Annotated in this window: 19 protein-coding genes; 8 read left to right on the top strand and 11 right to left on the bottom strand. The window is 71.3% G+C overall.

The features are described from left to right. Window position 1 precedes the first annotated feature (1 nt). The 4 genes from ACFW3L_RS07605 to ACFW3L_RS07620 all read right to left on the bottom strand — a co-directional run bounded on the left by ACFW3L_RS07605 (window position 2) and on the right by ACFW3L_RS07620 (window position 4,291). Entirely contained in the window at window positions 2-529 is a 528-nt protein-coding gene (locus ACFW3L_RS07605; protein WP_378737497.1) for a low molecular weight protein-tyrosine-phosphatase, read from the bottom strand. 82 nt (window positions 530-611) lie between these two features. Then, window positions 612-1,046, bottom strand: coding sequence for a response regulator (locus tag ACFW3L_RS07610; protein WP_026129711.1), 435 nt, complete (start codon window positions 1,044-1,046; stop codon window positions 612-614). Between the two features lie 24 nt (window positions 1,047-1,070). After that, window positions 1,071-3,035 (bottom strand): ATP-binding protein, encoded by a 1,965-nt coding sequence (locus ACFW3L_RS07615; protein ID WP_378737499.1) that lies wholly within the window; start codon window positions 3,033-3,035, stop codon window positions 1,071-1,073. After that, on the bottom strand, window positions 3,032-4,291 hold the full coding sequence (locus tag ACFW3L_RS07620; RefSeq protein WP_378737638.1) for a PP2C family protein-serine/threonine phosphatase: 1,260 nt from the start codon (window positions 4,289-4,291) through the stop codon (window positions 3,032-3,034). Before ACFW3L_RS07620 ends, ACFW3L_RS07615 begins: the two co-directional genes overlap by 4 nt. A gap of 445 nt (window positions 4,292-4,736) precedes the next feature. Here ACFW3L_RS07620 and ACFW3L_RS07625 point away from each other — a divergent pair, with 445 nt between their 5' ends. The 3 genes from ACFW3L_RS07625 (at window position 4,737) to ACFW3L_RS07635 (ending at window position 6,556) form a co-directional block, all read left to right on the top strand. Then, window positions 4,737-5,411 carry a heme oxygenase (biliverdin-producing) gene (locus ACFW3L_RS07625; RefSeq protein WP_378737501.1) on the top strand — a complete coding sequence of 225 codons (675 nt, stop codon included), beginning with the start codon at window positions 4,737-4,739 and terminating at the stop codon, window positions 5,409-5,411. A gap of 70 nt (window positions 5,412-5,481) precedes the next feature. Next, window positions 5,482-6,138 (top strand): TetR/AcrR family transcriptional regulator, encoded by a 657-nt coding sequence (locus tag ACFW3L_RS07630; protein ID WP_378737503.1) that lies wholly within the window; start codon window positions 5,482-5,484, stop codon window positions 6,136-6,138. Window positions 6,139-6,301: 163 nt separating this feature from the next. Beyond that, the gene (locus tag ACFW3L_RS07635) at window positions 6,302-6,556 is read left to right on the top strand and encodes a hypothetical protein (protein ID WP_378737505.1); all 255 of its coding nucleotides are present in this window, start codon (window positions 6,302-6,304) and stop codon (window positions 6,554-6,556) included. Between the two features lie 24 nt (window positions 6,557-6,580). Here the strand turns inward: ACFW3L_RS07635 and ACFW3L_RS07640 are convergent, their stop codons facing one another. Further along, window positions 6,581-7,504: a PolC-type DNA polymerase III gene (locus ACFW3L_RS07640; RefSeq protein ID WP_378737507.1), complete on the bottom strand. Its 924-nt coding sequence runs from the start codon at window positions 7,502-7,504 to the stop codon at window positions 6,581-6,583. 201 nt (window positions 7,505-7,705) lie between these two features. Between ACFW3L_RS07640 and ACFW3L_RS07645 the strand changes: the two genes are divergently transcribed. Together ACFW3L_RS07645 and ACFW3L_RS07650 are read left to right on the top strand one after the other, a co-directional pair. Continuing rightward, entirely contained in the window at window positions 7,706-8,668 is a 963-nt protein-coding gene (locus ACFW3L_RS07645) for an asparaginase (protein WP_378737509.1), read from the top strand. Between the two features lie 301 nt (window positions 8,669-8,969). Continuing rightward, entirely contained in the window at window positions 8,970-10,235 is a 1,266-nt protein-coding gene (locus ACFW3L_RS07650) for an NAD(P)/FAD-dependent oxidoreductase (RefSeq protein WP_378737511.1), read from the top strand. On the opposite strand, the gene ACFW3L_RS07655 is transcribed toward ACFW3L_RS07650, so the two are convergent. The 3 genes from ACFW3L_RS07655 to ACFW3L_RS07665 form a co-directional block, all read right to left on the bottom strand. Next, complete coding sequence (locus tag ACFW3L_RS07655; RefSeq protein WP_378737513.1) at window positions 10,219-10,410, bottom strand: ferredoxin; 192 nt, start codon at window positions 10,408-10,410, stop codon at window positions 10,219-10,221. The two genes, ACFW3L_RS07650 and ACFW3L_RS07655, sit on opposite strands and share 17 nt — an antisense overlap. 157 nt (window positions 10,411-10,567) lie before the next feature. Then, complete coding sequence (pip, locus tag ACFW3L_RS07660; protein ID WP_378737515.1) at window positions 10,568-11,524, bottom strand: prolyl aminopeptidase; 957 nt, start codon at window positions 11,522-11,524, stop codon at window positions 10,568-10,570. 31 nt (window positions 11,525-11,555) lie between these two features. Continuing rightward, window positions 11,556-12,458 carry a DUF4429 domain-containing protein gene (locus ACFW3L_RS07665; RefSeq protein WP_378737517.1) on the bottom strand — a complete coding sequence of 301 codons (903 nt, stop codon included), beginning with the start codon at window positions 12,456-12,458 and terminating at the stop codon, window positions 11,556-11,558. Between the two features lie 210 nt (window positions 12,459-12,668). On the opposite strand from ACFW3L_RS07665, the gene ACFW3L_RS07670 reads away from it, so the two are divergent. Continuing rightward, entirely contained in the window at window positions 12,669-14,384 is a 1,716-nt protein-coding gene (locus ACFW3L_RS07670) for an AMP-binding protein (RefSeq protein WP_378737519.1), read from the top strand. 223 nt (window positions 14,385-14,607) lie between these two features. Further along, entirely contained in the window at window positions 14,608-15,669 is a 1,062-nt protein-coding gene (locus ACFW3L_RS07675; protein WP_378737521.1) for a 3-deoxy-7-phosphoheptulonate synthase, read from the top strand. A gap of 108 nt (window positions 15,670-15,777) precedes the next feature. Here ACFW3L_RS07675 and ACFW3L_RS07680 read toward each other — a convergent pair whose 3' ends face one another. From ACFW3L_RS07680 to ACFW3L_RS07690, 3 genes are read right to left on the bottom strand one after another with little or no spacing between them, the layout of a single operon-like run. After that, complete coding sequence (locus tag ACFW3L_RS07680) at window positions 15,778-17,016, bottom strand: amidohydrolase family protein (RefSeq protein ID WP_378737523.1); 1,239 nt, start codon at window positions 17,014-17,016, stop codon at window positions 15,778-15,780. A gap of 56 nt (window positions 17,017-17,072) precedes the next feature. Continuing rightward, the gene (locus ACFW3L_RS07685) at window positions 17,073-18,686 is read right to left on the bottom strand and encodes an AbgT family transporter (RefSeq protein WP_378737525.1); all 1,614 of its coding nucleotides are present in this window, start codon (window positions 18,684-18,686) and stop codon (window positions 17,073-17,075) included. 41 nt (window positions 18,687-18,727) lie between these two features. Continuing rightward, on the bottom strand, window positions 18,728-19,999 hold the full coding sequence (locus ACFW3L_RS07690; RefSeq protein ID WP_378737527.1) for an amidohydrolase family protein: 1,272 nt from the start codon (window positions 19,997-19,999) through the stop codon (window positions 18,728-18,730). A 195-nt stretch (window positions 20,000-20,194) separates the two neighbouring features. On the opposite strand from ACFW3L_RS07690, the gene ACFW3L_RS07695 reads away from it, so the two are divergent. Further along, entirely contained in the window at window positions 20,195-21,205 is a 1,011-nt protein-coding gene (locus ACFW3L_RS07695; RefSeq protein ID WP_378737529.1) for an Lrp/AsnC family transcriptional regulator, read from the top strand. Window positions 21,206-21,326: the final 121 nt, after the last annotated feature.

Below are 21,326 nucleotides of genomic sequence, written 5' to 3' on the forward strand. Positions count from 1 at the left end.
ACTAGCCCCGCAACCGGGTGACGAGTTCCCCGGTGAGGCCCTTGGAGGCGGCCTCGACCATGTTCAGGACGGCGGTGAACCCGTCGTCCCCGCCGTAGTAGGGGTCGGGGACCTCCGGGTTGGGCCCCCCGCCCGGCGCGAAGGAGCGGAACAGGAGCAGCCGGGAGGGGTCGAAGCCGAGCTCCGGACCGCGTTCGTCGACGACCCGGCTCAGGTCGTCGAGGTTGTCCAGGTCCATGGCCAGGACGAGGTCCCGGGTGGCCAGGTCCTCGGGATGGAACTGGCGGGCGGTGTGGTGGGTGAGGTACCCGTGCACGCGCAGGGTGGCGGCGGCTCGGGTGTCCATCCCGTCCCCGATGTGCCAGTCGCCCGTGCCGGAGCTGTCGACCCTGACGAGGCCGTTCATTCCGGCGCGTTCGAGGTCGGCCGTGAGCACCTTCTCGGCCATGGGCGACCGGCAGATGTTGCCCAGGCACACGACACTGACGCGGTAGGGACCAGTGGGTTCACGCGGTTCCGGCAGGCTCATGCCCCTTACCGTAACGAAAAACCGCCACACCCACCCGATCCGGCGCGGTGAGTGACGGTTCCGTCCCCGGTCCGTTCACGGATCAGCCCTTGGGCAGCCTGACCACCGTCACGAAGAAGTCGTCGATCTGCCGCACGACCCTGATGAACTGCTCGAAGTCCACGGGCTTGGGGACGTAGGCGTTGGCGTGCAGGCGGTAGCTGCGCAGCACGTCCTCCTCCGCCTCCGAGGTCGTGAGCACGACGACGGGGATGTGCGCCAGGTCGTCGTCGTTCTTGACCTCCTCCAGGACCTCCCGGCCGTCCTTGCGCGGCAGGTTGAGGTCGAGAAGGATCAGGTGGGGCCGGGGCGCGTCGGCGAACTCGCCCTCGCGACGCAGGAAGCGGAGCGCCTCGACGCCGTCCGAGACCACGTGCAGCCGGTTGCCCAGCTTGTGTTCCTCGAACGCCTCCTTGGTCATCAGGACGTCACCGGGATCGTCCTCGACCAGCAGCACCTCAATGGGATGCACCAACATGACCTCGCTCAAGCTTCCAGACCCCTATACGGGTCCCGCCCCGTGACCGGGTGGAACCGTACCGCCAGCGCCGCCGGGCAGGGGACTCGACTCCCCCTCGGCGTCACTGCCCGTGGGGGTCTCGGTCTCCGGCTCGGTGCCGCCGGACTCTCGTGTGGCCGTCGGTGCCTCGTCCGTGGGGGCGGGCTCGGCGACCTCGGTGCCCTCGTCACCACTATCGACGTCGTCGGTCGGTTCGGTTCCCTCCAGGGCAACCGGCTCTTCCTTCTCCGCCTCGGTGTCTACGGGCAGGGTCCAGCATATGCGGGTTCCGGTCCGCCCGGAGTCCGTGCCGTCGGTGGTTTCGGCCCCTTCGGCGTTCTCCGGGCCCGTGTCGAGCCACATGCGGCCGCCGTGGAACTCCACGATCTTCTTGCACATGGCCAGGCCGATGCCGGTTCCGGTGTACTTCTCCCTGGTGTGCAGGCGCTGGAAGATGACGAAGATGCGCTCGGCGTACTGCGGTTCGATACCGATGCCGTTGTCCGAGCAGCAGAACACCCACTCGTCGCCCTGGCGTTCGACGCTCAGGCGCACCTCGGGCGCGTCCTCGCCCCGGAACTTGACGGCGTTGCCGACCAGGTTGAAGAAGACCTGGGTGAGCAGCGTGCGGTCGCCCTGGACCGTGGGCAGGGTGTCGCCGGAGATCTCGGCGCCCGCCTCCTCCAGACGCGTCTCCAGACTGCTCAGGGCGTCGTCCAGGGCCACGTTGAGGTCGACCGGCGCGAAGTTCTTCGTCCTCCCGACCCGGGAGAAGGCCAGCAGGTCGTTGATGAGGGTCTGCATGCGCTTGGCGCCCTCGACCGCGAAGTCGATGTAGGAGTCGGCGCGCTCGTCCAGCTGACCGTGGTAGCGGCGCTGGAGGAGCTGGCAGAAGCTGGCGACCTTGCGCAGCGGCTCCTGGAGGTCGTGCGAGGCGACGTAGGCGAACTGCTCCAGCTCCAGGTTGGACCGGCGCAGCTCCTCGGTCTGGTGCTCCAGCAGGGTGGACTGCTCCTGGAGTTTGCGGCGCGCGGAGGCGACCTCGTCCAGGTCCTGCACGATGCGCTCGCGCATGGCGTCCACGTCGTGGCCGAGCTGGACGATCTCGGGCGGCCCGTGCAGCGAGATGCGGTGGGCGTAGTAGCCCTCGGAGACCTGGCGCATGTGCCCGGCCAGCTCCTCCAGGGGGCGCAGCACCCACTGCTGGAGCATGACCCACAGGAACACCGACAGGAACACCACGACCAGGCCGACGAGCACCAGCAGGGCCACGACCTGCTGGGTGGCCAGGGTGAGGCCGCTCTGGGCCTCCTGGATCTCGTTGGTGAGGTGGTTGGTGGTGGCGTCGGCGGCCCTGTTGAGTTCCAGGAAGAGCACGCGTCCGCGCTGGAGGTCCTCCTGGGTGGGGGTCTCGCCGCTGCGGACCTCCTCCAGGACGGGTTCGGCGAACTGCTCGCTCCAGACGTCCCCGGCGTCGATGAGCTCGTTGACCTTGGGCGCGATGTCCGGGTTCTCCTCGGCGAGCGTGGCCAGCGCGCTCCGGTGCTCCGCGAGCGACATGCGCTGCTCGACGAAGGGCTGGAGGAAGTCGCGGTCGCCGGTGAGGATGTACCCGCGCAGGGCGTGGTCCTGGCTGAGGTAGGCCGAGCGGGTCTGCTCGACGGTGCTCAGGCCGGGGGTCAGGGAGTCGACCTGGAGCACCAGGGAGTCCCTGGCCTGGAAGGCCGCCAGGGTGATGACGGAGACGGCCACCACGAGGACGACGGCGACCACCGTCAGCAGGCTGGTGACCCTGCGGCGCAGGCTCCAGGAGTGGCGGCTGGAGTGGACGCGCTCGTGCGGGGAGGCGTTCACGAAGGGGGCGCCGCCGACGGAGGTCCGGCCCCCCTCGTCCGGTTCACCGTCGTGGGTGTCTCCGGTCCGGGAGTCGGTCTCCATGGTGCGGTCCTCCTCCCCGGAGGGGTTCACTGCGGCTCTCCGTGGTTGATGAGCAGCATCGCCACGTCGTCCTGGAGCGGGCCGCCGTTGCTGCGCTCGGCCTCGTCCACCAGGTGTTCGGGCAGGTTGTACAGGGCCACGCCCTGGCTGAGGACACCGTTCACCATCCGGCGCAGGCCCGCGACCTCCAGGCGCGCGGGCGGACCACCGTCGTAGGCGTCGACCAGGCCGTCGGTGTAGAAGAGCATGCTGGAACCCTCGGGCAGGACCACCTCGGTCGACTCGTCCTGGTCGACCGGGAAGACCCCCAGGGGCGGCTGCGGGACGGCCTGGATCTCCTCGGCGACCCCGTCCCTGACGATCATGGGCGGGGGGTGTCCGAGCACGCGCACCCGGGCGCGGTCACTGCCGGTGTCCAGGCTGATCATGCACAGCGTCGCGTACATCTCCTCCTGGGCGCGCTCGCTCACCAGGAGGTCCTCCAGGTTGGGGAGGACGCGCTCCTCGGCGACCCCGCTCATGACCAGCGTGCGCCAGGCGATCCGCAGGCTGACGCCGAGGGCGGCCTCGTCGGGGCCGTGGCCGCTGACGTCACCGATGATGACGTGGGTGGTGCCGTCCTTCTCGACCGCGTCGTAGAAGTCGCCGCCGACCAGGGCGCGCTTGCGGCCGGGGCGGTAGTAGGCGCGGTGGCTCAGGGGCGAGCTGTCGAGCAGGACCTGGGGCAGCAGGCCGCGTTCCAGGCGCATGTTCTCGCGGGCGCGCATGCGGGCCTCGCGCAGCTGGCGGGCGTTCTCGTCGGCGCGGCGCCGCTCCAGGGAGTAGCGCAGGCTGCGGGCCAGCAGCGAGCCGTCCACCTGGCCCTTGACCAGGTAGTCCTGGGCTCCGGCGGCGACCGCGGCGATGCCCTCGTGTTCGTCGTCGAGGCCGGTGAAGACGACCACCGCGGCGGAGGGCGCGCCTTCGAGGACCTCGCGCAGGAGGTCGAGCCCGTGCCCGTCCGGGAGGTTGAGGTCCAGCAGGACGCAGCCGCGGAAACCGGTGAGGTGCTCACGGGCGGCCTTCAGGGTGGAGACCCAGGTGATCCTGGTGGTCAGCGCGGTGTCCGCGAGGAGCTCCTCCGCGAGGAAGGCGTCGCCGGGATCGTCTTCGATCAGCAGGACGTCAACTGATTCGACGGTAGCCTCCACCCGGTCGTCCAGAACGGTGTCGTCACCCAGGGCGGCGCTGCCGTGTGTCGCAGCGCCGTCGGCGGCTCGGGCCGCGTCGTCGCCGATCACTGTCAGGTGATCGTGCCCTGTTCTCCTGGTATCCACTCATCGCCTCAAGGTCCACGGGGCCGTGGGAGTCCGTCACGCCGCGTACCCGAGGCGCACGCCTCGGATCCCGGCGGTGGTTCGGACCGCACGACACCCAAACGATAATCGCCCCGGCGACCAGTTGACCAGCGGACGAGACGAGACACATCCAACCCCGGGAGGCGGAACCACCGGGTTCGGGGGTGTCGGAGGAACCGCGCGGGCGAGGCGGCCCGGCGTCGCGGAGGGGTCGCGCAGGTGGTCAGCGCGTGCAGGTGCCCGTGCGAAAGCACGTGAACACAGTGACACAGGACACGTCGAGTGGGCGTTGTGTCACGTTTTTTCTGACACGGTGTCGCATCCATCTTGACAACCAGAACCACCTAAATGACATCATGTCATAAAGATTCCGGAAAGAGAGGTGAAGGTGACCATGAGCGCCACGGCCGATGCCCCCACCGCGGTCGACCCCACGGCCGAACCGTTCTCCGCGCGGCTGAAGGCCGCCACCTGGAACGACCACGCGGCCGCCGAGCACCACGGCTTCACCAGGGCCCTCACCGAGGGCGAGCTCCCCCTGGACGGCTACACCGCGATGGTCGCCCAGCACTACTTCGCGTACGTCGCCCTGGAGCGCGTCGGCCGCCAGCTCATCGAGGACCCCGTCGCCGGCCGCTTCCACTACCCCGAACTGGAACGCGTCCCCGCGCTGGAGACCGACCTCGCCCACCTGCTCGGCGCCGACTGGCGCGACCACGTCTCCCCCACCCCGGCCACCCGGACCTACGTCGCGCGCATCGAACAGATGGCCGACCACCCCGCGGGGTTCGTCGCGCACCACTACACCCGCTACCTGGGCGACGTCTCCGGCGGCCAGTTCATCCGGCGGATCGCGGCCGGAGCGTACGGCCTCTCGGACGACGCCGGCGTGGCCTTCTACGTCTTCGACGCCCTGGGCAGCCTCCCGAAGTTCCGGGCCGGGTACCGGGAGCGCCTCGACTCCCTGGACCTCGACGAGCGCACCGCCGACCTCCTCGTCCGGGAGACCCGGCTGGCCTACCAACTCAACACCGAGGTGCTCGCGGACCTCGGCAGACGCCACGCCTGAACCGGACCCGCGCCCCCGGCCGCGCCCGGGGGAACATCCGGCACTCCCCTGGCGTGCCACCATAGGAGTCATGCCCAAGATCACGGCTCCGACCATCGCCGCTCACCGTGCCCGCACACGGGAGCGCATCATGGACGCCGTCGAGCAGCTGACCAGGTCACAGGGGATCGACCGCATCTCCATGACCGACGTGGCCAACGCGGCGGGCATCACCCGCACCGCGCTGTACAACTACTTCCCGGACAAGCCCGCGCTGCTCCTCGCCTTCACCGAGCAGGTCAGCAGCGCGTTCGTCGAGCGCTACAAGCGCGAGCTCCCCTCGGGGGTCTCCGCCGCCCGCCGCCTGTCGGCCTTCGTCCGCCTCCAGCTGGAAGGCATCGTCGCGCACCCGCACCCGCCCGCCGCCGAGCTGGGCGCCAGCCTGGGGCCCGACGCCTACCAGGCGCTGGCCGCGCACGTGGCCCCGATGCAGCGCCTGCTCACCGAGATCCTGGAGGAGGGCACCGTCGCCGGGGAGTTCGACCGCCTGCCCGCCGAACGCGTCGCGGGGCTGACCCTGTCCATGGTGGGCTCGCAGCGGCTGCCCCTGGTCAACGGTGAGGTCGACATCGACGGCACCCACTCCCTGGTGACCCGTTTCGTGCTCCGCGCCCTCGGCGTGGGGACCGAAACGGTGGACACGATCCTCCCCTCGAACCATCAGATGGACACACAGAGTTCCGACTGAATCACCCTCAGTCATAAGGGTCAGGTTCTAACTGAAGGGTGGCCGTGAGCGGCCATGGCCCGGCGGCATGAAGCCCTCGGAAGCGGGAACGACCGGCACTGCCCGACCCCCACCCGGGCGTACCCGTCCGACCGCCGCCGAGTTCAGTTAGGCCCTCCTCCTCGTGTCCCTCACGCTGATCGCCTTCGGCGCCGCTTTGGTGTCGCTCGCCCTCTTCAACAAGGTGCCCCGTTTCGTGCCCGGTCGCCTGCCCGATCCACGCTCCGCCGGTGGGGTCGCCACCGCGCAACGCACCGGCACGCCCCCACGGGTGTGCCTGGTCTCCGCGCGGCTGACCGAACAGGGGCGCGCGCTGTTCACCGCGGTGGGCGGGAGCGCGCTGATCGTGGCGTTCTTCCTCAGCCTGTCCGGTCTCTGACCGCACCGGCCCGAAGCGGCCGGTTCAGCGCGCGCGGCCCCGGTGGCCGCCGTGCACTCCGGCCAGACGCAGCAGCAGCCCGCCCGCGGCGGTGGCCGCGATCCCTCCGGTCACCGCCGCGGCCGCGGCCACCCGGCGCCGCAGCCGGGCCCCGCGCCGCGCGGCCGACTCCGCGACCTCCCTGTCGGTGTCACGGAAGGCGCCCCCGCACAGCGCCGCGTCCAGCTCGCTCCGGCGCCAGCGCGCGTTCCAGGTGTTCAGGGGAGCCAGGCCACCGGTCAGAGGCGTGGTCCGGGGCTTCCAGCGCACCGGCTCGTCCGGTGCGTCCTCCGCCGACGACCCGACGGCCCGGAGCAGGCGCGGCTCCGGCCCCGTGTAGCGCAGCTCGCCGGGGGCGTTCGCGATCATCTCCACGAGCAGCCTGGCGCAGGCGCGCGCGTCACCGAGCGCCGTGTGCTGACCGGTGGGCCACTCCCCGCTGAGCAGGTGGGTGGCGCGCGGCAGCGAGTAGCGCGGCAGGTCCAGCTGCGACCGCAGGGCACGCAGCGTGCACAGCCCCGACAGCCCGCGCGGCAGCCCCGCGGGCACCAGCTCCGCGGTGAGGAAGCGTTCCTCGAAGTCCAGGTTGTGACAGACCACCACGGCGCCGGAGAGCAGCTGGGAGACGCGGGGCACGATCGTCTCCACTCGCGGGGCGCCGACGACGTCGCCCTCCCCGATCCCGTGGAACTCCTGTCCCCTGACGGGGGCCCGGGGGTCCACCAGGGTGCTGAACTCCTCCACGAGGGTGCCGTCCCCGCGCACCCTCACCACCGCGATCTCGACCAACCGCGCGCCCTCGCGCGGATCCAGCCCGGTCGTCTCGACGTCGAGTACCGCGTACTCCAGGTCCGCCGCCCGCGTGCCGACCCTTCTCCGGGTCAGTGCGCCCGTCCGCAGCGTTCCCATCGTCTGTCCCTACTCCCTGTGGTCGATCAACGTCGGCTCACGACCCTACTGCCCGTGCCCGACACCGGCCGCCGCACAGGGCACGGGCCCCACGGACGGCACACCGCCGAACGGGAAGAAGGAGGGGTGTGTGTACGTTTTGACGCGTGCCCGGGAGCAACGGGCACGAACCGCACAGCCTCAACGGCGAGGAGAAGCCGCATGAACCAGTCACCGCTGCCCAGCTACGCCCCCCTGGCCGAGGTCGTCCGGTCCGGAATGCGCGAGGGCGTGCACTACGGAGCGGTGATCGGTCTCTCCGCCGAGGGTGAGATCGCCTACGCGCGCGGCCCCGTGCACGACCCCATGTTCCCCCGTTCCTCCGCAAAGCCCTTCCAGGCGCTCGCCATGCTGCGCGCGGGCGCCCGGCTGGAGGGCCCCTCCCTGGCGATCGCCGCGGGCAGCCACGGGGGCGAGGAGTTCCACGCCGCCGAGGCGGAGCGCGTCCTGGCCTCCGTGGGACTCACCGCCGACGCCCTCCAGTGCCCGCCCGCCGTCCCCGGCGCGCCCACCGCCCGTCGGGCGTTCGTCGCCGCCGGGCGCACACCCGAGCCCCGGTACATGAACTGTTCCGGCAAGCACGCGGGCATGCTCGCCGCCTGCGTCGCCCAGGGGTGGAGCACGGACGACTACCTCGACCCCGAGCACCCCCTCCAGCTGCTCGTCCGCGAGGCCACCGAGGACATGTGCGGGGAGAGCGTCGCCCACACCGCCGTCGACGGCTGCGGCGCCCCCCAGCTCGCCGTCACCCTCACCGGCCTGGCCCGGGGCGTCCAGGGGATGCGCCTGTCCCCCGAGGGCACCCACGAGCGCCGGATCATCGAGGCGATGAGCACGCACCCCGAGTACGTCTCCGGCCCCGAACGCGTCGACACCGACCTCATGACGCGGATGCCCGGGCTGGTCTCCAAGATCGGGGCGGACGGCGTCCTCGTGCTCAACGCCCCCACCGGCGAGACCGTCGCGGTCAAGATCAGCGACGGAGACGCGGAGGAGCGATCCCGAGTCGTGGTCGGCCTGACCGCCCTGCGCGCCCTGGGCGTGGACGTCGGCCCGGTGAGCGACCGCCTGACCACACCGGTGAACGGCGGCGGGGCGCGTGTGGGCGAGGTCCGGGCCCTGTAGTTCTGTTTTCTTGGGGCCTCCGCTTCGCTTCGGCCCGTGTTCGGTTGTACTTGCTTGGGGCCTCCGCTTCGCTTCGGCCCGTGTTCGGGCGCCCAAGAAGCCAGCTGTTCTTCATCCTCGTCTACGCCTGGCTCGTTCCTCGCTGGCGGCTTGACTCGTCTTGCAGAACCCTGGCGGCGCCCGAACGAGCACCCCACTGTGGTGGGGGTGGACGGGCGGGACTCACGGCTGGCGGCCGGGATCTGATCGACGTGAATGTGACTAGTCTCCGTGACGACGGGACGACTGTAAGGAGAGATCGGTGTCGGACACCCTGAACGAGATCGTCATCGCCGGTGCGGGGATGGCTGGCCTGCACGCGGCCGAGGCCCTGCGGGAGCGGGGGTTCGAGGGGCGTCTGACCCTGGTCGGCGAGGAGGCCCACCGGCCCTACTCACGGCCTCCGCTGTCCAAGGAGGCCCTGACCGGCGTCGGTCTGGACCCGGCCCACGGCGGCCCCGGCTGGCTGGCCGGGCACCGTGGACTCCAGTTGCGTGAGGACTCCGTCATCGACGGCCTCGACCTGGACTTCCGCCCCCGAACCCGCGTCGTCGGGCTGGACCCGGCGGCACGGGAGGTACGCGTCCAGGGACCCGGCGAGGAGGGTTCGCTGCGCTACGACGGACTGATCGTGGCCACCGGGGCGCGGGCCCGGCGTCCGGACACCGACCTGGCGGGGGTGCACGTCCTGCGCACCCTGGACGACGCCGAGGCGGTCCGGGCGGCCTTCGACTCCGCCGGGCACCTGGTGGTGGTCGGAGCGGGGTTCGTCGGCGCGGAGGTGGCCGCGAGCGCCCGCGCGGTGGGCATGGAGGTCACGCTGATCGAGGCGGCGACCACCCCGCTGACCCGGGTGGTCGACCCCCGGATCGGCGGGATCCTCACCGACCTGCACCGGGAGAACGGCGTGGACGTGCGCCTCGGTGTGGGCGTGAGCGCGTTCGAGGGGTCGGGCCGGGTGGAGCGGGTCCGGTTGGCGGACGGCTCCGCGATCGACGCCTCCCTGGTGGTGGCCGGTGTGGGCGTGCACCTGAACACCGAGTGGTTGCGCGGTTCGGGCGTCGCGTTGTTCGAGGACGGGTCGGTGGTGTGCGACCGGTACTCCGAGACCTCCGTACCGAACGTGTACGCGGTCGGGGACCTCGCCAACTGGCCGCACCCGCGCTACGGCGGCCGGATCCGGCTGGAGCACTGGACCAACGCCAGCGAACAGGGGGAGGCGGCCGCCCGCAACCTGCTCGCCGGATCGGGGCGGACGCCGTTCACCCCGGTGCCCTATTTCTGGTCCGACCAGTACCGGAAGAAGATCCAGCTCCTGGGCCAGGGCGCGCCCGCCGATGAGGTCGCCTTCGTGCACGGGTCACCGGAGGACCGAAAGTTCGTCGCGTTCCTGGGGCGTGGGGGGATGCTCACCGGTGTGCTCGGGCTGCGCTCCACCCCACGCACCATGCGTTACCGCGGCCTGTTGGAGAAGCCCACCACCTGGGACGAGGCCCTCGCCGTGGCGGGGGTCACCCCGTCACGGTGACGGCCTGCTTGGGGCACGTCCGCTGCGCCCTGAGGACCTTCTCGCGGAGCTCCTCGCCCGGCTCCTCGGTCAGGAGGTACAGGAAGTCGTCGTCCCTGACCTCGAACACCTCGGGGGCGGCGGCCATGCACAGGGCGTTGCTCTCGCACCGGTCGTAGTCGACCTCTACTCGCATCTGGTCCTTCTCTCCTGGGCCGTGGGCCCGTGGGGGTCTGCGGGTGGCAACACCCTAACCACGAACCCACCGGGCGCGACCGCCGTCACGCCCGACGGCACCAACAGTGCCGAACCGCCGCCGAGGGGTCGCGCCCGGGCGGGCGCGACCCCGTCCGCTACTCGGCGAAGCGGTCGGTGGCCTCGATGAGGAGGTCGAGGATGCCGGGCTCGCTGAAGGCGTGCCCCGCGTCGTCGACGATGTGGAAGTCCGCCTCCGGCCAGGCACGGTGCAGGTCATAGGCGGTGCGCACCGGGGTGCACACGTCGTAGCGCCCCTGGATGATCACGCCGGGGATGTGCCGGATGCTCTCGGCGCCCTCGATGAGCTGCTCGGGGGTGAAGAACCCCTTGTTGTGGAAGTAGTGGTTCTCGATCCGGGCGAAGGCCAGGGCGTAGTCCTCGTCCGCGTGGTGTTCGCGCAGCACCGGGTTGGGACGCAGCGTGATCGTCGAGCCCTCCCACACGCTCCACGCGCGGGCCGCCGCCAGGCGCACCTCCCGGTCCGGGGACTCCAGTCGGCGCGCGTAGGCGCTGATCAGGTCGTCCCGCTCCTCCTCCGGGATGGGCTCCAGGTAGGACTCCCACAGGTCCGGGAAGAGGTTCGAGGCGCCCTCCTGGTAGAACCAGCGCAGTTCCTGGTCCCGCAGGGTGAAGATGCCGCGCACGATCAGCTCGGTGACGCGGTCGGGGTGCTTCTGCGCGTAGGCGAGCGCCAGACAGCTGCCCCAGGAGCCGCCGAAGACCTGCCAGGCCTCCACACCGATCATCTCGCGCAGGCGCTCGATGTCCTCGACCAACGCCCACGTGGTGTTGGTGGCCAGGTCGGCGTCCATGCGGCTGGCGTGCGGGGTGGACCGTCCGCAGTTGCGCTGGTCGAACAGGAGGATCCGGTACTTCTCCGGGTCGAAGAGCCGTCGGTGGTCGGGGGTGCATCCGCCGCCCGGGCCGCCGTGCAGGAACACCACCGGCTTGCCCGCCGGGTTTCCGCACAGCTCCCAGTAGACGCGGTGTCCGTCACCGACGTCGAGCATGCCCGAGTCGTACGGCTCGATGGGCGGGTACAGGGTGCGCACAGGGTGGCCCTTTCGTGGTGGTGGCTGGGAGTCAGAGCCGGTCGAGGAGCTCGGCCTTCTTGCTGCTGAACTCGCTGTCGGTCAGCAGCCCCTCGGCGTGGAGGCTGCCGAGCTCGCGGATCTTCGCGAAGATCTCGTCGCTGCCCTCGGCCGGGGGCGCCGCCGCCAGTTCGGGGGCGCCCCCCGACGGTTCGTCGGCGTCCTCCTCACCGGCCAGGGCGATGTGGGTGTTGACGGTGGCGGCCATCAACAGGCTCTCCTCGCTGCCCTTGAGGCCGTGGGAGGCCAGCGTGAAGAAGTCGTTCTCCAGACCGGAGGCCTCGGGCATGGTCACCCCGCGCAGCACCACCCGGAGGAAGCCCTCGTCGAAGTCGCGCTGGGGGAACCACTGGAGGGAGTCGATCTCGGAGACGGCGAACTCGCGCGACTTCTCCTGGCCCTTGGCGGTGCTGGCCATCCAGCCGTCCCACACCAGCCGCACCCGTTCGCCGTCGAAGGACGCCGAGCCCTCTCCGGTGCGCGCCTGATAGGGCAGCCCCGCCACCAGGGCCCTGGCGACCTGGGCGAGATCGATCGGGGAGGAGCGGGCCTCCCGGGCGTAGCGGGCCGACTCGGTGATGCGGTCGGCGCAGTACTCCGCGACCAGCTCGCGTTCGTGCGGGCCGGTCAGGACCAGGGGCGTGGAGGCCCCGCCGCTGCCGCCGGTCTCCAGCGGAGCGTAGGGGTCGGCTCCCTCCACCAGGCGCAGCCGGAGCCGCCAGCCCTGCTTGCGGTCACCCGGGTCGAACTCCACGTCGTGTACGGCGCTCAGCGGCACGGAGCAGTGGCCCAACGCCTTGAACAGGGCGGGGACCTTACGACCGGTACCGAAACCGATCCGCACCGTCTCCTCGTCGAAGCGCCAGATGGCGTGGTGTCCGTGCAGTTCCTCCATGGCAGACCATCCTAGAGGGGCCGGTGCTGGACGGACATCCCGGATTCCGCGCCCCGGGGCTCCCGATCAGTACCGGGACCGACGCGACCGATGGGTCGGGATGTCCGGTTCCGGGTAGAACCGGGGCACACCTCGTCTGGCCACCCGTCCGGTGGCCGGGAGCCCGTGAGCGGCGCGCTCCGCGTGCCGCCCCCGAACCGGAGGCCTTCGATGTCGCACGAGATGTCCGAGGGGGCACGGGAGTTCCGCGCCGCGCGGGACCTGCTCCTACAGCACCGGGAGGACCAGGAGACGGCCCACCGGGAGTTCACGTGGCCCCGGCCGGAACGGTTCAACTGGGCGCTGGACCACTTCGACCACGTGGCCGCCACCCGCCCCGACCGCACCGCGCTGTGGCTGGTGGAGGCGGACGGCACCGAGACGCACCACACGTACCGCCAGATGTCCGAGCGCTCCAACCAGGTGGCGAACTGGCTGATCGGCCAGGGGGTGCACCCCGGCGACCGGATCATGCTCATGCTCGGCAACCAGGTGGAGCTGTGGGAGACCCTGCTCGCCGCCGTCAAGCTGGGCGCGGTGGTCACGCCGACCGCCACCAACCTGTCCGACGCCGACCTGGTGGACCGGCTGGACCGGGGCGAGGTCGCGCACGTGATCTGCTCGCCCGAGCACACCGAGCGTTTCGAGCTCCTGCGCGGCCACTGGACCCGGATCTGCGTGGGCTACATGGACGGGTGGCTCAGCTACCCGGACTCGGAGCACTCGGGGTTGGACTTCACCCAGCCCCACCCCACCGAACCGGACGACCCCCTGCTGCTGTACTTCACGTCCGGCACCACGGCCCGCCCCAAGCTGGTCACCCACACCCAGAGCTCCTACCCGGTGGGGCACCTGTCCACCATGTACTGGCTGGGGGTACGGCCCGGCGACGTGCACCTGAACGTGTCCGCCCCCGGCTGGGCCAAGCACGCCTACAGCAGCGTGTTCGCGCCGTGGAACGCCGAGGCGACGGTGCTGGTGGTCAACCAGGAGCGGTTCGACCCGGCGACCCTGCTGGACGCGGCGGTACGGTGCGGCGCGCACACGATGTGCGCGCCCCCCACGGTGTGGCGGATGCTGGTCCAGGCCGACCTGGGGGCCTGGAAGGTGCCGCTGCGGGAGGTGGTGGCGGCGGGGGAACCGCTCAACCCGCAGATCGTGGAGTACGTGCGCCAGGCGTGGGGACTCACGGTGCGCGACGGTTTCGGGCAGACCGAGACCACCCTGCTGGTCGGCAACGGGCCCGGCCAGGAGGTGGTCCCGGGATCCATGGGGCGCCCCATGCCCGGCTACGACGTCGTCCTGCTCGACACGGAGACGGAGGAGCCCTCGGACACGGGCGAGATCTGCGTGGACCTGGCCGACCGCCCCGTGGGGGTGATGCGCGGCTACGCCGACGCCTCCGGCTCCACGCGGGACGTGACGCGGCGCGGACTGTACCGCACCGGTGACATCGCCACGCGGGATTCACTCGGTTCCCTTACCTATATCGGCCGAACCGACGACGTGTTCAAGGCCTCGGATTACCGCATCTCACCATTCGAGCTGGAAAGCGTGCTGATCGAGCACGAATACGTGGCCGAGGCCGCCGTGGTGCCCTCACCGGACCCGCTGCGGCTGTCGGTCGCCAAGGCGTACGTGACGCTGGCCGAGGGTGTGGCGGCCGACGCCCTGACCGCCCGCGCCATCCTCGAGTACGCCCGGGAGCGCCTCTCACCCCACAAGAGGGTCCGCCGCCTGGAGTTCACCGACCTGCCCAGGACCTCATCGGGCAAGATCCGCCGGGTCCGCCTGCGCCGTGCCGAGGCCGAGCGCGGCACGGTCGCGGACGGGGTGCGCAACCCGCACGAGTACTGGGAGGAGGACCTCCCGGGCCTGAAGGACTGACGACGCGGGGCCGGTGGTGCCCCCGCGGAAATGGCGGACGAGCCATTGTGTCTCGCGGGTTGGGACGCCTTCCCGGGAAGGCACCGGTGTGGCCTTTCCCATCCCCGGATTCACCGCCGAATTCCCACCGCGACCGTGTCAGCCCCGTCGGACCGCGCTACGGTCGTGGTGCGGCACGGGCATCTGCCGCCAGGCGATCGACGCGATGGGACCAGGGGAAACGATGACGAGCACCAACGACACACGGGTGGCGAGCTACAAACCGCTCATCGCCCCCCAGGACCTGCTCGCTGAGCTCCCCATGAGCGAGGAGAGCACCGCCCTCGTGGAGAGCTCGCGCGCCGAGGTCAAGCGCGTCCTGGACGGCGGGGACGACCGCCTCCTCGTGGTCGTCGGCCCCTGCTCGGTGCACGACACCGAGTCGGCGCTCGACTACGCGCGTCGCCTGCGCGACCTCGTGCCGTCCGTGAGCGGCGAGCTGTGCGTGGTCATGCGCGTGTACTTCGAGAAGCCGCGCACCACGGTGGGCTGGAAGGGCCTGATCAACGACCCCGGTCTGGACGACACCTACGACGTGCACCGGGGCCTGCGCACCGCGCGTCAGCTCCTGATCGACATCAACGCCCTGGGTCTGCCCGCCGGGACCGAGTTCCTCGACCCGATCACCCCGCAGTACATCGCCGACGTGGTCTCCTGGGGCGCGATCGGCGCCCGCACCACCGAGAGCCAGGTGCACCGCCAGCTCAGCAGCGGTCTGAGCACCCCCGTCGGCTTCAAGAACGGCACCGACGGCGACGTGCAGGTGGCGGTGGACGCCGTGGGCGCGGCCGCCGCCTCCCACACGTTCTTCGGTGTGGACCCGGCCGGCGCCGGTTCGGTCGTGGTCACCGACGGCAACCCGGACTGCCACGTGATCCTGCGCGGTGGACGTGGCGGCCCCAACCACGACCCCGCGTCGGTCGCCTCGGCCCTGGACGTGCTGGAGGGCTCCAAGCTGCCGCGTCGCCTGATGATCGACGCCAGCCACGCCAACAGCGGCAAGGACCACATCCGCCAGGCGGGTGTGGCCCGGGAGATCGCCGCGCAGGTGGCCGAGGGCCAGAGGGGCATCGTCGGCGTCATGCTGGAGAGCTTCATCGAGGAGGGCGCCCAGAAGCTGGGTGACCCGTCCCAGCTCACCTACGGCCAGTCCATCACCGACAAGTGCATGAGCTGGGAGACCACGGAGGGCGTGCTGGAGAACCTGGCCGAGGCGGTCCGCCAGCGCCGCAAGAACGCCGCCTGAGTCCCGGCGCACGCGGGGCCCGGCACGAGGACGGCGTGCCGGGCCCTTGACGTCGGCCCGGGTTCCCCGACCGTGTCGGGGGACCCGGGCCGGACGGGAACCCGGGGGTCAGCCCCGGGTGTCCTTGACGACCTCACCGCCCTGGACGACCAGCACCACGCGGGAGCGGTCGCCCAACAGCGCGACGTCGGCGAGGGGGTCGCCCTCGCACACCACGAGGTCGGCGAGCTTGCCGGCCTCGACCGTGCCGGTCCGGTCGGCGGTGCCCACGAGTTCGGCGGCGTTGCGCGTACCCGCCTGGATCGCCTCCATCGGTGACAGCCCCACGGACACCAGCTGGGCGAGTTCGCGCAGGTTGCGGCCGTGCTCGGAGATGCCCGCGTCGGTACCCATCGCGACCCGCACCCCCCGGCTGACCGCGTGGGAGATCCTGCGGTAGGTCTCCTCCGCCAGCGCCCGCTTCGTGTCGACCGCCTTCCGGGTCATCAGGTGGACCCGGTCCTCGAAGTCGAACGTGGTCAGGGTCGGCACGAGGAAGGTGCCGCGTTCCAGCATGAGGTCGATGCCCTCGTCGTCGATCAGGTAGCCGTGCTCGACGCTGGCGACCCCGCCGCGCACCGCGTTCCTGATCCCCGCCGCGCCCTGGGCGTGCGCCGCGACCGGACGTCCGCCGTGCCTGGCGGTCTCGGCCACGATCACGGCGATCTCCTCCTCCGTGATCCCCTCGTCGGTGGGCCCGTCCGAGGGGCTGGAGAGCCCGCCGGTGGCACACACCTTGATGACGTCCGCACCGTCCCGGACCAGCCTGCGGGTGGCCACCCGGACCTCCTGTGGGGAGTCCGCGATCTCGGCGGCGGTGTGCTCGCAGTCGTGCGGGTTGGCGCCGGAGGGCAGTGTGAAGTCGGCGTGCCCGCCGGTGTGGCTCATCAGGCGCAGCGCCATGCTCAGGCGCGGTCCGCGGATCAGGCCGCGTTCCTGCGCGACACGGAATCCGGCGTCGGCTCCGCCGAGGTCCCGGGCTCCGGTGACGCCCGCCTCCAGGGTGATCCGCATCCGCTCGGCGGACTCGAAGGCGTGCAGGCTGCGGGAGACGGACGCGTTGTTGGTGGCCAGCGCGCGACCGTCGGAGAACCCGAAGTGCACGTGGGTGTCGATGAACCCGGGGAGCAGGGTGCGGCCGCCCAGGTGTTCCACGGTCTCCCCGGGGCGGGGCGCGGGGGCGTCGGCGGCGGGTCCGGCGTAGGCGATCAGTCCGTCCTCGACCACGACGGCGGCGTCGGTGACGGGCGCGGCCCCGGTGCCGTCGATGAGGGTGAGGTCCCGGTAGAGGGTCCTGGCACGGGTCATGGCGGTCTCCTTGCGTCGGTGTGCGTGCGGGGGCGGGCCCGTCCCGGGCCCGCGGACTACAGCTGCGGGTACATGCCGGGGCCGATCGGCAGGCCCCCGAAGAAGAACACGGCGAAGACGGCGACCCACATGACCAGGAAGACCAGGGAGAAGGGTAGGCAGCGCGCGATCACGGTGCCGATGCCCGCCCTGGGCTCGTAGGACTTGAGGAAGCCGAGGACGATGATCACGTACGGGTTGAGCGGCGAGAGCACGCTGGAGGTGGAGTCACCGATCCGGTAGGCCGCCTGGACGAACCCGGGCTCGTAGCCGAGCAGGGCGAACATCGGGACGAAGACCACCGCGAACAGGGCCCACTGCGCGGAGCCGGAGATGATGAAGAAGTTGATCAGCCAGGCCAGCAGGATGAAGCAGAGGACGGCCCCGAACCCGGTGAACCCGGTGGACTCCAGGGCCTCCGCGCCCTTGATCGCGATCCACGTGGACAGGCCGGTCCAGTTGAACAGCTCCAGGAACTGCGCCATCACGAAGGCCAGGACGATGAAGCCGGACATCTCCTTGACGGTGTGCCCCATCATCCGCGCCACGTCGGCCCCGCCCCGGATCGCCCGAGTGGCCACGCCGTAGGCCACGCCGGGCACGGCCAGGGTCAGGAAGACGAGGAAGACCACGGAGCTGAGCAGCGGGGACTCGGGCAGGAACGTGCCGTCCCCGTTGCGCATGGGTGCCCCCGGCGGAAGGGTGACCAGCAGGACCGCGACGACCGTGAGCACCAGGGCGGCCCCGGCCCAGCGCAGCCCGCCGCGCTCGCTCGGGGTGAGCTCGGCGTCCATCTTGAGGTCGGGGCGCTCCTCGGCGGTCCCGTTCGCGATGGTCCCGTCCTCCGTGCCGGTCTGCTCGCGGCTGACCCCGCGCCGTTCGAGGGCGGGTTCGAGGACGCGGTCGATGAGGAGACCGGCCACGACGCTGAGCACGATCGCGATCGTGAAGGTGAGGAAGTGGTTGGAGATCGGGCTGACGTGGGTGGTGCCCAGGCCCTCGACCGACGCGGCGGCGGTGTTGGTGATGCCGGACAGCAGCGCGTCGGTGCTGGTGATGAAGGGGCTGCAGCTGAACGCGGCCATGGCGGCGGCGAAGGAGCCGAGCAGACCGGCGACGGGATGGCGTCCGGCCGCCTTGAAGACCATCGCGGCCAGCGGCGGGATGACCACCATCGCGGCGTCGCTCATGATGCTGCCGGAGACCGCGACCAGGGCGGCCACGTACGGCAGCAGCCACTGCGGGGCCCCGCTGAAGGCCCGGCGGACGAGGGTGTTGAGCAGCCCGGTCCGCTGGGCGATGCCGACGCCCAGGAGGATGGTCAGCACCACGCCCAGGGGCGGGAACCCGATGAAGTTGGGGACGAGGTTGGTGGTGAGCCAGGTGAGTCCCTCAGTGGTGAAGAAGCCCTGGACCCGCTGGGCGCCGTCCTCGCTGCCGGGCACCTCGTAGGTGGCGCCCAGCGCGGACAGGACGGAGGACGCGACGGCGACGATCGCGAAGAGCAGCAGGAAGAGGACGAACGGGTCGGGGATCCTGTTGCCGAGGCGCTCGATGCCGTCGAGGGAGCGGGTGAGGAAGCCGGGGCGCGTCTCGACGGCGCCGCCCCGCTGGGAGCGTGGGGTGCTCATGGGTCACCTCTGGGATGAAGGGGTCGGGGAGGGTCCCGGGGTCAGTTCGCCGTGCCCGGCCGCGTGCCGGTCGTGTCCTTGTGGACCGCGCCGTCCTTGATGACCACGGTGACGTTGTCGGGGTCACCGGGCAGGCTGATGTCCGCGAGGGGGTCGCCGGAGCAGACGACGACGTCGGCGCGCTTGCCGGGTTCGAGGGTGCCGATCTCCTCGCTCAGGCCGAGGAGGTCGGCGGCGTCGCGGGTACCGGCGAGCAGGGCGCCCATGGGGCTCATGCCGTGCTCCACCAGAAGGGCGAGTTCGCGCAGGTTGCGGCCGTGCGGGCAGATACCCGAGTCCGTGCCGAGGGCCACGCGGACCCCGGCCCGGACGGCGGCGGTGATGTTCTCGCCGAGGTGTTCCTGGAGCCTGAGCTTCTTGGCGACCGCGTAGTCGGCCGACTTCGCGGGGTCGGGCGGGGTGGTGGCGGTGGACAGGGTGGGCACCAGGTAGGCGCCGTTCTCCAGCATGAGTTCGATGCCGAGCTCGTCGATCTCGTAGCCGTGCTCCACACTGGTGACCCCGGCGGTGAGGGCGTTGCGGATACTGCGGGCGCTCTGCGCGTGCGCGGCCACGGGGATGTCGTGGCTGGCGGCCTCGCGCACGATCGCGGACATCTCCTCGACGTTGAGGCCGTCGTGCCAGGGGGTGTCCTGGGGGCTCCACACACCGCCGCTGGCCATCACCTTGATGACCCCGGCACCCTTGCGCATCACCTCGCGGGTGGCGCGCAGGGCCTCGGCGGGGCCGTCGGTGTTGATCGAGACGGCCCCGCCCGGGCCCAGGACCGTGCCGTAGTCGAAGCCGCAGCACGTGCGGAAGTCGCCGTGGCCGCCGGTGGGGCCGAGCGCCCGGTAGGCGGTCGTGACGCGCGGCCCGGCGACGATGCCCTCCTCGACCGCGCGGACCACGGCCTGGTCGAGTCCGGCCAGGTCGCGGACGCTGGTGACCCCCGCGTCGAGGGTGGCCCGCAGGCGCGGGATGGCGGTGAAGTAGCCGTAGTGCGGGGGCTGGTCGATCAGGTCGGCGGGGTTCATGCCGTCGCCGGACATGGTCATGTGCACGTGGGTGTCGACGAAGCCGGGCAGGATCGTGCCCCCGGCCGCGTCGACCTCCTCGTGGGGTTCGCCGACGTGCGGCGCCTGGTCGGCGGGGCCGATCCAGTCGATCCGTCCGTCACGCAGGACCAGCGCCCAGTCGTGGCGGGGGCCCTCTCCGGTCCCGTCGATCACGGTTCCGTTGCGGACCACGAGGGTCCTGACAGCCGAGGTCATCGACGCCACCTTTCTCCCCGCACCCGGTCCCGGCGCCGCGACGCGGCCGCCCGGACGCGACGGTGCGCACCCAACCGAGGACTCGCAGCTCAGGGCCGCGCTTCTGATCTTGCGGAAACCTACGTGGATGCTCCGGTAGCCTGCGGAAATCGCCGGATACCGCTATCGAGGAGGTGGATCCTGCCGGAATCGAGCATGCCCAACGAGTTCGACTTGACCCTGATCAACGCGCTCCAGCTCGCCCCCAGAGCCACCTGGGCGGAGCTGGGACCGGTGCTGGACGCGGACCCCACCACGCTCGCCCGACGCTGGAGGAGGTTGGAGGAGGAGGGTCTGGCCCGTATAGCCGCGTTCCCCCGTCGCCGGGTGATGGCACGGCGGCACCTCAGCTACGTGGAGCTGAGCTGCCGCAACGGATCGGTCGAACGGGTCGCGGCGGCGCTGGCCGAGGACCGCGACACCCTGAGCATCCAGTTCGTGGCCGGGTCCCACCAGCTCATGCTCACCGTGGTGCCCGGCTCGGGTCTGGCGGACTACCTGCTCAACTGGGTGGGCGGCATCCCGGACGTGGTCTCCTACCGGGTGCACGTCGTCACGGAGGTCCCTCGGGAGGCCTACCTGTGGCAGGTCCGCGCCCTGTCGCCCGCGCAACGGCGTCGGCTGCGCGCCCTCGCCCCCACCCTGCGTGACCCGGTGGGCGACGAACGCGTCACCGAGCTCGACCAGGAGATCGTGGACCTGCTGTGCCGGGACGCCCGGCTGGGCTACCAGGCCATCGCGGACCGGCTGGACGTCGCGCCCACCACCGCCGCACGGCGGATCAACCGGCTCCTGCGCGACGGCCTCCTCGGGCTGCGCTGCGACATCTCCCGAGCGCACATGGGGTGGCCGAGCGCCGCCACCCTGTGGGGCACCGTGGACCCGAGCGTGCTGGACGCCGTTCCCGATCTGGGGGAGCGCATCCCCGAGGTGCGTCTGTGCACGACCATCGCGGGTCCGGAGAACACGCTGTTCATCCTGTGGCTGCGCGACGCCCCCGACCTCACCCGGGTGGAGCGCAGGTTGCTGGAGGAGCTGCCGGGACTGCGCATCGCGGACCGTCGGATGACGCTGCGCACGTTCAAGTTCATGGGCGGGGTGACCGACGCCGACCAGCGCTTCGTGCGGTCCGTCCCGGTCCAGCTCCGGTCCCCGGGCGACCCGTAGGTTCGGGGCGGGAGAGCGGGGACACCTGTCCCCCGGATCGGCGCCCTCCGCCGACCCGGCCGCACGCCACGATCCCTCTCCCGCGAGAACGGTCGAGGCGTCCCCCCGACCCCTCGGGACG

Source organism: Nocardiopsis sp. NPDC058789 (assembly GCF_042745575.1).
GTDB classification, from domain to species: Bacteria; Actinomycetota; Actinomycetes; order Streptosporangiales; family Streptosporangiaceae; genus Nocardiopsis; species Nocardiopsis eucommiae.